The sequence below is a fragment of the Mesonia phycicola genome (assembly GCF_900141885.1).
GTDB lineage: Bacteria > Bacteroidota > Bacteroidia > Flavobacteriales > Flavobacteriaceae > Mesonia > Mesonia phycicola.
Genome location: NZ_FQYY01000003.1, coordinates 206,330 through 219,931, shown reverse-complemented (window position 1 = coordinate 219,931; position 13,602 = coordinate 206,330). Strand labels below are relative to the sequence as shown.

Here is a 13,602-nt window from a genome sequence, read left to right as displayed (position 1 = left end):
AAACTCAATTTATTAATTTAAATCAAAACGATCTAAATTCATCACTTTGTGCCAAGCGGCAACAAAATCTTTGGCAAATTTCTCTTTAGCATTATCACTGGCATAAACTTCTGCTATAGCTCTTAATTCAGAATTTGATCCAAAAACAAGGTCTGCTCTTGTAGCTTTCCATTTTAAATCGTTAGTAGTTCTATCTCTACCTTCAAAAACTAACTCTTCTTCGTTTACAGATTTCCATACGGTATCCATACTCAATAAATTCTTAAAAAAATCATTAGTTAAAACTCCTTTGTTGTGCGTTAACACTCCGTAATTAGAACCAGCATAATTTCCGTCTAATACACGTAAGCCTCCTACAAGCACTGTCATTTCTGGAGCAGTTAACGATAATAGTTGAGCTCTATCTAGTAATAATTCTTCTGTAGAAATAGTGAATTTATTAGATTGATAGTTTCTAAAACCATCTGCAGCAGGTTTTAAATATTTCATTCCATCAATATCTGTTTGCTCTTGTAAGGCATCCATTCTTCCTGGGTTAAAAGGTACATTAATATCAAAACCTGCATTTTTAACGCCATTTTCTACTGCAACATTACCTCCTAATACAATTAAATCTGCCATAGATACTTTTTTACTTGTATTGTTTTGGTTAAAATTCTCTTGAATTTTTTTGTAAACAGCAAGTACTCTTTTTAATTCTGCAGGGTTGTTGGCTTCCCAATTTACTTGTGGCTCTAATTGAATATGCGCTCCATTTGCACCACCTCTTCTATCAGATTGTCTGTACGTTGAAGCAGAAGCCCACGCAGTTGAAATTAATTGATTGCTAGTTAAACCTGAACTTAAAATTTCTTGTTTTAGGTTTTCAATATCTGCGTTATCTACCAATTCGTGGTTTACTGCTGGAATTGGGTCTTGCCATATAAATTCTTCTGTAGGAATTTCAGAACCAATATAAGTGGTTTTAGGTCCCATATCTCTGTGAGTCAATTTAAACCAAGCACGAGCAAAAGCATCTTTAAACTCATCTGGATTTTCATAAAATCTTCTAGAAATTTTTTCATAAATAGGATCTTCTCTCAACGCTAAATCTGTAGTAAGCATAGTAGGTTTATGCTTTACTGCATCATCAAAAGCATCTGGATATGTGTTTTTTGCATTAATTGCTTGCCATTGGTGTGCACCTCCTGGGCTTTTTGTAAGTTCCCACTCGTATTGAAATAAGCTGTTAAAAAAACCTTGACTCCATTGAGTAGGTGTTTCTGTCCAAGTTACTTCTAGTCCAGAGGTAATAGCATCTTTTCCTTTACCAGATTTGTACGAGCTTTTCCAGCCAAGACCTTGGTCTTCTATAGCGCCCCCTTCTGGAGCAGCACCTAAATGCTCATCACTTGCTTGACCGTGAGTTTTACCAAAAGTATGTCCGCCTGCAATAAGAGCCACCGTTTCTTCATCATTCATTCCCATTCTTCCAAAAGTATCTCTAATAGCTTTTGCAGCAAGTAAAGGGTCTGGTACACCATTTGGGCCTTCTGGGTTTACATAAATTAATCCTAATTGTGATGCGGCAAGAGTTTCTTCTAACTCTCCGTCTTTTGAATAACGATTTTCTCTACTTAACCATTCTTTTTCAGAACCCCAATATACATTGCTTTCAGGTTCCCAAACATCTTCACGTCCAGCAGCAAAACCTATAGTTTCAAAGCCCATAGACTCTAACGCAACATTTCCTGTAAGAATCATTAAATCTGCCCAAGAAATTTGATCTCCATATTTTTGTTTAATAGGCCATAACAATCTTCTTGCTTTATCTAAATTTCCGTTATCTGGCCAGCTATTTAAAGGGGCAAAACGTTGTTGACCAGCACGAGAACCACCACGACCATCGCCTGTACGGTAAGTACCAGCACTATGCCAAGCCATTCTAATAAAAAACGGTCCGTAGTGTCCAAAATCTGCAGGCCACCAATCTTGAGAATCTGTCATTAAAGCTTCCAAATCTTGTTTTAATGCTTGGTAATCTAATTTTTTAAATTCTTCAGCATACACAAAGTCTGGGTTCATTGGATTAGACATTTCAGAATTTTGTCTAAGTATACTCATGTTTAATTGATTTGGCCACCACTCATTATTTGTGGTTCCTCTATCTACATTTTTAATATTTTGTCCTGTACTAGAACTTAATTTATCAAAACCAAATGGGCAACCACCTGATTTTTTTTCGGTATTTTCTTTTTTGTCTGATTTAGAAATTGAAGCAAAAAGAAATAATAGTGCTGAGCTTAAAAGTTTCATATTCTTGTGATGTTTTTGTTTTACAGTACAAATATGCAACGATTTTAATATTAATAAAAACTATATTTTAGATACATATATTGACGGTGTAGATATTTTATTACTTTTGTAACTATGACGATACAACAATTTAAATACGTACAAGCTGTAGTAGATTTAAAAAACTTTGAGGCTGCTGCAGAAAAATGCTTTGTTACTCAATCTACGTTAAGTACTATGATTAACAAACTAGAGAATGAAATAGGAATAAAAATTTTTAACAGAAAAACAAAACCTGTGTCTATCACCGCAGAAGGAGAGCAGCTTATACAAAGGTTTAGAATTATTAATAGTGAAATAGATGCTTTAAAAAATGTAATTCAGGAACTGAAAGGAGAAATGACAGGAGAAATTAAAATAGGAATTATACCTACTCTTGCCCCTTATTTGTTACCACTATTTTTAAATGATTTTGCAAATAAATTTAAGCAAGTCAAAATAATTGTAAAAGAAATGACTACTGCTCATATACAAGATGCTTTAAAAATTAGAGATTTAGATATAGGTATTTTAGCATTGCCATTAGCAGATAAAGAATTAGATGAAATAGAGCTGTTTAGTGAGCCTTTTTTGGTATATGATTGTACCGAAGAGAAGAGAGCAAAAAAAGTATCTCTAGATAGCCTTAATTACGCTAAAATTTGTTTGCTGCAAGAAGGGCATTGTTTACGTACGCAAGTGCAAGAAATATGTGAGCTTTCTGCTAAGTTAACTACACAAGATGTTAATTTTGAAATAGAATCTGGCTCGATGGATAGCTTGTTGAAAATTACAAAAATTAGAAAAGGAATCACTATAATCCCGCATCTAGCTACGTTAGATTTAAATGAAGAAGAGTTACAACGCCTTATAGAATTTAAAAACCCTGTACCAGTACGTCAAGTTGGTTTAGTAACCAATAAATTTTTTGTAAAAAAGAAGCTGCTAATAGAGTTAAAAAACTTGATAAATATGGCGGTAGATGGGTTAATACCCGAAATACAAGAACAAAAATCTATAAAGCCTTTAGTTAATTAAAGATCAAGCTTTAATTGTACATAAACCTCTTCTTTAGCAAGGGGTTTATCTTTTTTATCTGTGTTTAAATTAGAAAGAGAAATCCCTAATAATCTTACAGAATCTTTCATTCGTTCTTGGTACAATAACTCTTTGGCAACCTCTAAAATTAACTCTTTAGTAGAAATATAATAAGAGATGGTTTTACTGCGGGTTTGTAAAGTGAAATCACTGTATTTTATTTTAAGAGTAATTGTTTTTCCTGCTACTTTACTTTTGGCTAGTCTGCGTTCAATTTCTTCTGCAATATGCTCTAAACGCTCTAGCATAAATATTTCTGAAGTTATATTTTCTAAAAACGTACGCTCTGCACCTAACGATTTTCTTATTCGGTTAGGTTTTACTTCACTTAAATGTATGCCCCTAACTACGTGGTAATAGTAAGGCCCACTTTTTCCGAATTTTTCAGCTAAAAATTCTTCAGATTTTGTTTTTAAGTCTTTACCAGTAAAAATCCCTAATTGATACATTTTCTCTGCAGTAACTTTACCTACTCCGTGAAATTTTCTTATTTCTAATTTTTCTAGAAACTCTTCGACCTCATTTGGTAAAACGGTTTTTTGGCCGTTGGGCTTATTATAATCACTAGCAATTTTAGCTATAAATTTATTAATAGATATGCCTGCAGAAGCATTTAAACCTGTTTTATCTTTAATTTTTTGCCTTATTTCTTTTGCTATTAAAGTGGCGCTGGGGTTTCCTTTTTTATTGGTAGTTACATCTAAATATGCTTCATCTAAAGAAAGAGGCTCAACTAAATCTGTATATTCAAAAAAAATATCTCTAATTCGTTGAGATAGTTCTCTGTATCTATCAAAATTAGATTTTACAAAAATTAAATGCGGACAAAGTTTTTTTGCCATTGCACCACTCATAGCACTTCTAACACCAAATTTTCTAGCCTCATAACTAGCGGCGCTTACCACACCACGTTTAGATCCACCACCAACAGCAATAGCTTTTCCTCGCAATTCAGGATTGTCTAACTGCTCTACAGATGCATAAAAAGCATCCATGTCTATATGTATTATTTTACGTTGAGGTTTCACAATACAAAGTTAATGAATCTTATTATTGTGACTTATTTTATAACTTTCTCTTATGAAAGGTAAAACAGCAATTTTATTAGGAGCAACAGGATTAACAGGAGGTTTGTTGTTGCAGCAATTAGTAAATGATGATTATTTTGATAAAGTAATTCTTTTTTCTAGAAGTACTGTTTCTCTAAAACATCCTAAAATAGAAGAACATTTAATAGATTTATTTCAGTTAGAAAAACATTCTTCACAATTTAAAGGGGATGTAGTTTTTTGTTGTGTAGGGAGTACACAAAAGAAAACACCTGATAAAGAAATTTATAAGAAAGTAGATTTTGGTATTCCTACAGCTGCTGCAAGATTAGCGAAGCAAAATAATATAAAGAAAATGATTGTTGTTTCTGCTTTAGGAGCAGATAAAAACAGCAAGTTTTTTTATAATAAAACGAAAGGACAGATGGAAGAAGTTGTTGTAAATCAACAACTAGAAGAGACTTATATTTTACAACCTTCATTAATTGACGGTACTCGTAATGAAAATAGACCTTTTGAATTTGCTTGGAAGAAAGTAATGAAAGTTGCTAATTTTTTAATGATTGGGCCTTTAAAAAAATACCGATCTATACAAGCAAAAACTATTGCTAACTCTATGCATTTTCTTGCCAAACATAAATACCCTAATTCTATTATAGAGTCTGAAGAGATTAAAACTATTTCAGCTAAAAATAAAAGAGTCTAACGCAGTAAAAAAATTTAAATTGACTTTAACATTTGATAGTATAAAAAATAAATATATTTGTATCGTGAACGACTTAATTGTTTGCGATTAAAAAATAAATTATGAAAACACAATATCAAACAACTGTTACAGCGACAGGAGGAAGAAACGGTCACGTAAAAAGTGAAGATTCAATTTTAGAGTTAGATGTAAGAATGCCAAAAGAACTAGGCGGAAACGGAGGAGCAACCAATCCGGAGCAATTATTTGCAGCTGGGTATGCTGCTTGTTTTGATAGTGCTTTAAATCTAGTAATGGGAAAAGCTAAGGTAAAACCAACTAGTGAAACTATTGTTAGTGCCACTGTGGGAATAGGGCCAAATGCAGAAGGAGGGTTTCAGTTAGAAGCAAAATTAGCAGTAGAAATTCCTGGAGTAGAGCAAGAAACAGCTCAGAAATTATTAGAACAAGCACACCAAGTTTGTCCTTATTCTAATGCAACTAGAGGTAATATAGTTGTAGAGTTACAATTGGTTTAATATTTTTAGAAAGCAGGTCACTCTACTCAAGATCAAGGGTAGAGTGGCTTTTTATAATGAAAAAGAAATAAAAATGGAATCAAAATTTTATCAATTAGTAGCTAAAACACCACAAGGGAAAGAAATTTCTATGAAAACCTACCAAGGGAAAATGGTATTAATAGTGAATACTGCAACCAAATGTGGCTTAACTCCGCAATTTGAAGGTTTAGAGAAGTTACACCAAAACTATAAAGATGAAGGATTGGTGGTATTAGGTTTCCCTTGTAATCAATTTGCAGGGCAAGAGCCAGAAACAAATGAAACCATTACAGAGGCTTGCCAAATAAATCACGGAGTTACATTTCAACTTACCGAAAAATGTGACGTAAATGGAGAGAATACACATCCCATTTTTAAGTATTTAAAAAAAGAGCAAGGTGGTTTCTTAGGTTCTAAAATTAAATGGAATTTTACTAAGTTTTTAGTAGATAGAGAAGGTAATGTAATTAAGCGTTATGCACCAATAACAAAACCAGAAGCTATAGAGAAGGATCTTATAAAACTATTGTAACAATGATAGATAAAAATGAATCTTTAAAGTTAGATAATCAATTGTGTTTCCCTTTGTACACTGCTTCTAGGTTAATAACACAAGCATACCAACCTATGCTTAAAGAGCTAGACATTACATACCCTCAGTATTTAGTATTGTTAGTACTCTGGGAAAAAGATGAAATAAATTTGAGTACTATAGCAGAGAAACTTCAGCTAAAATCTAATACGTTAACCCCTCTTTTAAAGCGCCTAGAAAAACGCGGATTGCTAGAAAGAAAACGATCTGCAGTAGACGAAAGAAATATTGTTATTACTCTCACGCAAGAAGGTAAAAAGCTAAAAGACAAAGCTTGTGAAATACCTTCTTTATTAGCTAATAAAGTTCCGCTTTCTGCAGAAGAAACAAATCAATTTTATCAGCTATTAAACAAATTAATAGAAGGTATAGAATAATTTATTCAGCCTTTGTTGTTTTTACTTGAAAACTAGGAGCTTTATAATCTTTATCTAAATAGTCTTGAGGTATAGTGGTCATATTCCCATCTCTTTGCGCACGATAGTGAGGAGATAAAATTTCTATTCCATTTTCGTTACAAGTATCTTGTATATGTTGATGCAATTCAGAATAAATAAGTGCTTGCTTATTAGCTTCTTGCGTATATGCGTTTAATTGATAAGAGACATAAAAATCTTCTAAACTAGTTTGTAAAACAAAAGGCTTCGGGTTTTTTTGAATGTGATTTGTTCTTGTTGCAGCTTCTAATAATGCTTTGTAAACTAGATTGTAAGGTACATCGTAGCCTAATGTTACAGTTGTATTTATAATTAAACCTTCATTTTTTGAGTAAGAAGAGTAATTTACAGTATTACCATTTAAGACAGCAGAATTAGGTATGGTAATCTCTTCATTTTTAATAGTTTTAAGGCGGGTAACCAACAAGGTTTTTTCAACTACATTTCCTGTAGTGTTTCCTATATTTATACGATCTCCAATTTTAAATGGCCTCATATAGGTTATTACAAGTCCTGCAACCATATTAGCAATTGCAGAAGATGAACCTAAAGAAAGTAAAACCCCTAAAAAAACAGAAACTCCTTTAAATATATTAGAGTCTGAACCTGGTAACAACGGAAATATTAAAATAAACATAAACGCAAAAAGCAGAAATCTAATAATAGTAAAAGTTGGGATAGCCCAATCTGGATGAAACCCAGAAATTTCTAATTTTTCGTCTTTTATTTCAGAGAAAATGTACTTTACAAATCTTACAAAATACTTCATTACTAAAATGATAGCTGCTATTTTTATAAGATTAGGAAGGTAGTGCCAGATAGAAATAAAAATCTGCCCAAATGAAGACCAAATTAAATCAAACAAATAATTAGACCAGCCTCTAGTAAACTCAAAAACACTAAATATTAACGGGAAAAATATATAAACAATTAGTAGAATTAAAAACCAGTTTACAATTTTAACAAGTAATAAAATTACACTTAACTCTTGTTCTGGTGTAATAAAAGTATAGTTGTTGTAAGTAAGGCTTTTTAGCCATTTATCTTTATTTTTTTCTATAAACTTAATTGTTTTTGTATGTAAAAACGCTATAAGTTTAAGAGTGAGCCATAAGCCTATAAGTATAAGAGTAACAAATGCTACTTTTAAAAATATATTTTGTGGGATATACTTGCTCTCTGCTAATTCTAAATTATTACTAATAAGTGAATTGTAGGTTTGGGCTAATTCTATTTTACTTTTATTCGTGTTAAGTGTATCTAGATTATTAATACTCAAAATAATTTGATCTCTATAATAAATTTCTGTAGAAGAAGCATTATTTAAAGTAATTAAAGAGTCTTTATTAAAGGTATGGCTATCAATTTTTTGAATTCTATTTGAAATTATCATCGCTCTCTCTGCTGGCAACAAATCACCAGATTTAGAGTTGATAAAAAACAGCTCTACACCATCTTTACCAATTACAGGAAAACCATTAGTATTATTTAAAGTACTTTTCTCTAGGGTAGAACCTTGTATAACAAGTACAGGTTTGCTTGTAGAGTAGGCAAAAACATTTTGAGAGAAAGTAAACAACACCCATATAAACCCAAGGGCAATCTTAAAAAAAGTATGCATAAACATTAATTATTGTAATACAGATGTTAGGTATTACTATGCGACTAAGCTAAAAATAAATAAAATATTCTAAAGAATTATTTTTAAGCATTTAGTTATACGTGTTTTAAATTATAAATACGTAGAAAACCTTATTTTTGAAAGAAAAAATAATGGTAGAAATTGAACGTAAATTTTTAGTAAAAAATAACTCTTACCAACAAGAAGCTTATAAATCTTTTAAAATAAAACAAGGATATTTAAACTCTCACCCAGAGCGAACTACAAGGGTTAGGGTGAAAGATAATCAGGCATATATCACAGTGAAAGGAAAATCTTCTGAAGATGGATTAATGCGTTTTGAGTGGGAAAAAGAAATTAACGTAAGTGATGCTGAGGCTTTATTAAATTTATGTGAACCAGGTAAAATAGAGAAGACACGATTTTTAGTGAAATCTGGCTCTCACACTTTTGAAATAGACGAATTTTACGGAGATAATCAAGGTTTAGTTATTGCAGAAGTAGAGATGACAGAAAAAAATGATGAAGTATTATTACCAAATTGGTTACATAAAGAAGTAACAGGTGATGCAAAATATTATAACTCTTCATTAATTAATTTACCTTACAAAGATTGGTAAGCAACAAAATAAAAACGCCTTACAGAAATTAATTTCTGTAAGGCGTTTTTGCAACTAAATATATAAACGAACTACTAAGTTTATTGCCAACCACCACCTAAGGCTTCATAAAGAGAAACAATAGAGTTTAATTGACTGTATTTTGCAGTAATCAGGTCTAATTTTGAGTTTAAAGCATTTTCTCTTGCAGTTAATACTTCTAAATAATTAGCTAATCCATTATTCAATAATTCTTGAGAGAAATTGGTAGCAGTATCATATGCGTCAAATTCTTTTTGCTTCACCTCAATTTTATCGGTAGAAGCTTCATAATTATATAAAGCATCAGAAACCTCTTTAGTAGCATTTAAAAACGCTTTTCTAAATTGAAGGCGAGCTTGTTCTTGCTGTACTTCAGCTACTTCAAACTGTGTTTTTATTTGTCTTTTATTAAAGATAGGCTGTGTTAAACCTCCAATTATAGTTGCAAATAAAGAGTTAGTATCAAAAAGATTTCCTAAATCTAAAGATTGAAAACCTCCCGTTGCTGTTAAAGTAAGAGAAGGATAAAAATTAGCTCTTGCTACGTTTGTTAATTCAAAAGCATTAACCAAAGCATATTCGGCATTTATCACATCTGGTCTGTTTCTAAGCAATTGTGCAGGCACACCTGTTTTAAGCTCTGTATTAATTTCTTGCTCTTTTAATGTAGCTCTGTTAATAGATGTTGGCTCTTTACCTAACAAAATAGACATGGTGTTTTCTAGTAATCTAATTTGGTTGTTTAGGTCTATTAAAATTGCTTGAGCAGTATATAGTTGGGCTTCTGTTTGTTTTACTCCAACTTCTGTAATACTTCCAGCAACCTTTAATGCTTTGTTGGTTTCTAGACTTTTTTCTCTATTCTTAATAGTTTCTTCGGTTACTTTCTTTTGTTCATCTAAAGAAAGTAGTTGATAGTAACTAGAAGCTACACTAGAAATTAAAGCAGTTTTTACTGCTTGATGAGCAGCTACAGTTTGTAAATAAGTAGCTTCATAAGCTCTTTTATTGCTTCTTATTTTTCCCCAAATATCAGCTTCCCAAGAAAGATCTGCACTAACTTCATATTGATCTAAAGAAGAAAACAAAGAACCAAATTGACTATTAGAAGACAACTCATTGTGTGTAACAGATGCATTCCCTGTTAGTGATGGTAGGTAACCAGCTTTCCCTTGTTTTAGGTAGGCATTTGCAGCAAGTATTTGCTGCAATGCTACTCTAATATCAATATTGTTTTTTAAAGCCTCATCAATATGTTGTTGTAAAATAGGGTCTGTAAACATTTCTCTCCAAGATACATCTGCCATAGTGATGCTATCTTGTGGTAAATTGTCTGTTCTAAAATTCTCTTCATTTATAATTTCTGGTTGCTCATAATCTTTTGCTACAAAACAACTTTGTAAGCTGAGCACAACTAATGGCAGAATTACAAACTTATATTTATATAATATTTTCATAATAATTTTTATTCTTGATTATTTACAACAATTGCCTCAGGTTTATTACTTACTTTTTCTTGTAGCCATTGAAATACTACAAAAAGAATAGGGATTACAAATACCCCAATAATAGTACCTATTAATAACCCACCTACGGCACCTGTACCAATAGATCTGTTTCCTTCAGAACCTACACCTTTTGCTAATACAAGCGGCATTAATCCTAAAATAAACGCGAAAGATGTCATTAAAATTGGTCTTAATCGAGATTTAGCTCCATCAATAGCAGCTTCTATAATAGGCTCGCCAGCTTTACGTTTTTGAAGAGCAATTTCAACAATTAGAATTGCATTTTTAGCTAACAAACCAATAAGCATAATTAAGGCAATTTGGAAGTAAATGTTGTTTTCTAAACCTAAAAATTTAGTACTTATATACGCTCCAAATACCCCAAATGGTAGTGATAAAATTACGGCAAATGGTAATAAATAACTTTCATACTGTGCACATAGTAAAAAGTACACAAAAACTATACTTAGAATAAATATAAAGGTGGTTTGGTTACCTGCATTTACTTCTTCACGCGTTAAACCAGAATAAGCAATAGTGTAATTATTAGGTAATTTTGCCGCTTCTTCTTCTATTACTCTAATAGCATCACCTGTACTATAACCTTCATTGGTAGCACCAGTAAGAGTTGTAGAGTTAAATAAGTTAAACCTAGTTACAGATTGTGGCCCATATACTCGTTTTAATTTTACAAATTGAGAGATAGGTGACATTTCACCTGTATCTGTTCTTACAAACATGCTATTTAGTGAACTTGGGGTAGCTCTATCTTCTGGTAAAGACTGGATATATACTCTAAATTGTTTTCCAAATCTAGAAAAATCTGAAGCATAAACACCTCCAATATAACCTTGTAAAGTAGAGAAAATGCTACTAACAGATACTCCCTTTTCTTTAGCTAGCGGAACGTTAACTTCCATTTCATACTGTGGGTATTTAGTATTAAATGAAGACTGAGCATATTTAACTTCTGGATGCTTCATTAGTGCAGCAGCAAAATCTTGATTAGCTTTATCTAAATCTGCAAATTCACCCCCGAATTTATCTAATAGGTTTACCTCAAAACCAGCCGAGTTACCAAATCCACGTATACTAGGTGGAGAGAAGAAAATAATATTAGCTTCTGGTATTTGTGCAGCAATGCCAAAAAGTTTCCCAGTAATTGCGGTTACAGATTGTGATTCATCTTCACGTTCATCCCAATTATTTAATTTAATAATACCAAAGCCATAGTTACTACCAGAACCATTTATTAAACTTCTACCTTTAACAAAGTTAACTCCGTTAATACCTTCAATGCCTTTAATTTTGCCATATAAATCTTTTGCAACCGCATCTGTTCTGTCTAGAGATGCACCTGCAGGTAATTCTATATTTGCAAAAATAATCCCTCTATCTTCATTAGGTACAAAACCTGTAGGAGTGGTGTTTGCTGCATAATAAATACCAGCAGTAGCTATTATTAATAATAGTATAGGTATAAATCTTTTCTTATTAAAAAAGTGAAGCGCTTTTCCATATCTATCTATAGTAGCATTAAACCCGCGGTTAAATCCAGCATAGAAACGTTGAATAGGGCTTTTCTTTTTTGTTTCATCATCATGATGTTCTTTAAGTAGTAAAGCACATAAGGCAGGACTTAAAGTTAGTGCGTTAACAGCAGAAATTAAAATAGAGATAATTAATGTAACTCCAAATTGCTCATAAAAAACACCTGTTGGACCGGTAATAAAAGTTACTGGTATAAATACAGCAGCCATCACTAGAGTAATAGAAATAATAGCTCCAGATATCTCGTTCATTGCAGTTAGTGTAGCCTTCTTAGGGCTTTTTTCTCCATCATCCATTTTTGCGTGTACGGCTTCTACCACAACAATAGCATCATCTACCACAATACCAATGGCCAGAACTAATGCAAATAGGGTTAAAAGGTTAATGGAATACCCAAAAATACCAAGGAAGAAAAATGTACCTATAATAGATACGGGTACCGCAATAGCAGGAATTAGCGTAGATCTAAAATCTTGTAAGAAAATAAAAACTACAATAAATACTAAAATAAAGGCCTCTATTAAGGTATGAATTACTTTTTCTATAGAAGCATTTAAAAACAAACTTGTATCATACGGTACAAAAATCTTTAATCCATTTGGTAAATCTTTTTCTACAGTAGTTAAAGTAGTTTTTATGTTCTCAATAATTTCTTTTGCATTAGATCCTTTCGTTTGAAATATCCCCATAAAAACTGCAGGGTTACCTAAACTCATTGCATTAGATGAGTAAGATTGTGCATCTAATTCTATTGTTGCTACGTCACTTAGTTTTAAAAACTCGCCATCACCTAAGGCCTTAACTACAATATCTTCATATTGGGTTTCTTCTTTAAATCTACCTTGATAAGTTAATACATAAGAAAAAGCTTCTCCGTTGTTTTCTCCTAATGAACCGGCTGCAGCTTCTAAGTTTTGCTCAGCTAAAACGGCACTAATATCAGATGGTATTAAACTATAAGCAGCTAATTTTTCTGGTTTTAGCCAAATTCTCATTGCGTAATCTTGTTGAGAGAATACACTTACATCTCCAACACCGCTAATACGTTGCATAGCAGGGATTACGTTTATTTTTAAATAGTTCTGAATAAAAGTAGCATCGTAATCTTCACTTTCAGAATACATAGAAATGAACATCAATGCACTAGTTTCTTGTTTTTGAGTAGTAACCCCAGTTTGTGTAACTTCTGTTGGTAGTAATGGAGCAGCCCTAGCTACACGGTTTTGTACGTTTACTGCAGCAATATCTGCATCCATTTCTTGATCAAAATAGACGGTGATTTCTGCAGTACCGTTGTTAGATGCAGTAGAAGTAATGTATGTCATACCTTCTACTCCATTAATTTGTTCTTCTATAGGAATAATTACACTCTCTAAAACTGTTTCTGCGTTTGCACCTGTATAGGTTGCAGAAACTTTAATAGTTGGAGGGGCAATATCTGGATATTCTTCAATTGGTAAACCGGTAATACTTATAATACCAAGAATAACGATGATAATAGATATTACCGTTGAAAGAACGGGTCTTTCAATAAATGTTTTTAACAT

At 32.1% G+C, this 13,602-nt stretch carries 11 protein-coding genes; 6 read left to right on the top strand and 5 right to left on the bottom strand.

Features of this window, described 5'->3' with window-relative positions; translation table 11 throughout:
- Nucleotides 1-12: 12 nt before the first annotated feature.
- Nucleotides 13-2,295 (bottom strand): catalase/peroxidase HPI, encoded by a 2,283-nt coding sequence (katG, locus tag BUC03_RS05590; RefSeq protein WP_073149120.1) that lies wholly within the window; start codon nt 2,293-2,295, stop codon nt 13-15.
- A gap of 114 nt (nt 2,296-2,409) precedes the next feature.
- Between katG and BUC03_RS05585 the strand changes: the two genes are divergently transcribed.
- On the top strand, nt 2,410-3,351 hold the full coding sequence (locus BUC03_RS05585; protein WP_073149118.1) for a hydrogen peroxide-inducible genes activator: 942 nt from the start codon (nt 2,410-2,412) through the stop codon (nt 3,349-3,351).
- On the opposite strand, the gene dinB is transcribed toward BUC03_RS05585, so the two are convergent.
- A complete protein-coding gene (gene dinB, locus BUC03_RS05580) occupies nt 3,348-4,439 on the bottom strand; it encodes a DNA polymerase IV (RefSeq protein WP_073149116.1) in 1,092 nt (363 codons plus the stop codon). The two genes, BUC03_RS05585 and dinB, sit on opposite strands and share 4 nt — an antisense overlap.
- Nucleotides 4,440-4,491: 52 nt before the next feature.
- Here dinB and BUC03_RS05575 point away from each other — a divergent pair, with 52 nt between their 5' ends.
- The 4 genes from BUC03_RS05575 to BUC03_RS05560 all read left to right on the top strand — a co-directional run bounded on the left by BUC03_RS05575 (nt 4,492) and on the right by BUC03_RS05560 (nt 6,674).
- On the top strand, nt 4,492-5,166 hold the full coding sequence (locus BUC03_RS05575) for an NAD(P)H-binding protein (RefSeq protein ID WP_073149114.1): 675 nt from the start codon (nt 4,492-4,494) through the stop codon (nt 5,164-5,166).
- A gap of 101 nt (nt 5,167-5,267) precedes the next feature.
- On the top strand, nt 5,268-5,684 hold the full coding sequence (locus tag BUC03_RS05570) for an organic hydroperoxide resistance protein (RefSeq protein WP_073149112.1): 417 nt from the start codon (nt 5,268-5,270) through the stop codon (nt 5,682-5,684).
- Between the two features lie 73 nt (nt 5,685-5,757).
- Complete coding sequence (locus BUC03_RS05565) at nt 5,758-6,237, top strand: glutathione peroxidase (protein ID WP_073149423.1); 480 nt, start codon at nt 5,758-5,760, stop codon at nt 6,235-6,237.
- A gap of 2 nt (nt 6,238-6,239) precedes the next feature.
- Nucleotides 6,240-6,674, top strand: a complete 435-nt coding sequence (locus tag BUC03_RS05560; RefSeq protein WP_073149110.1) for a MarR family winged helix-turn-helix transcriptional regulator — start codon at nt 6,240-6,242, stop codon at nt 6,672-6,674.
- A gap of 1 nt (nt 6,675) precedes the next feature.
- On the opposite strand, the gene BUC03_RS05555 is transcribed toward BUC03_RS05560, so the two are convergent.
- Nucleotides 6,676-8,355 (bottom strand): mechanosensitive ion channel family protein, encoded by a 1,680-nt coding sequence (locus BUC03_RS05555; protein ID WP_159432698.1) that lies wholly within the window; start codon nt 8,353-8,355, stop codon nt 6,676-6,678.
- A 152-nt stretch (nt 8,356-8,507) separates the two neighbouring features.
- On the opposite strand from BUC03_RS05555, the gene BUC03_RS05550 reads away from it, so the two are divergent.
- Nucleotides 8,508-8,975 carry a CYTH domain-containing protein gene (locus tag BUC03_RS05550; protein ID WP_073149421.1) on the top strand — a complete coding sequence of 156 codons (468 nt, stop codon included), beginning with the start codon at nt 8,508-8,510 and terminating at the stop codon, nt 8,973-8,975.
- 80 nt (nt 8,976-9,055) lie between these two features.
- Here the strand turns inward: BUC03_RS05550 and BUC03_RS05545 are convergent, their stop codons facing one another.
- Both BUC03_RS05545 and BUC03_RS05540 read right to left on the bottom strand, forming a co-directional pair.
- Nucleotides 9,056-10,453: an efflux transporter outer membrane subunit gene (locus tag BUC03_RS05545; protein ID WP_073149106.1), complete on the bottom strand. Its 1,398-nt coding sequence runs from the start codon at nt 10,451-10,453 to the stop codon at nt 9,056-9,058.
- A gap of 8 nt (nt 10,454-10,461) precedes the next feature.
- A complete protein-coding gene (locus BUC03_RS05540) occupies nt 10,462-13,602 on the bottom strand; it encodes an efflux RND transporter permease subunit (RefSeq protein WP_073149104.1) in 3,141 nt (1,046 codons plus the stop codon).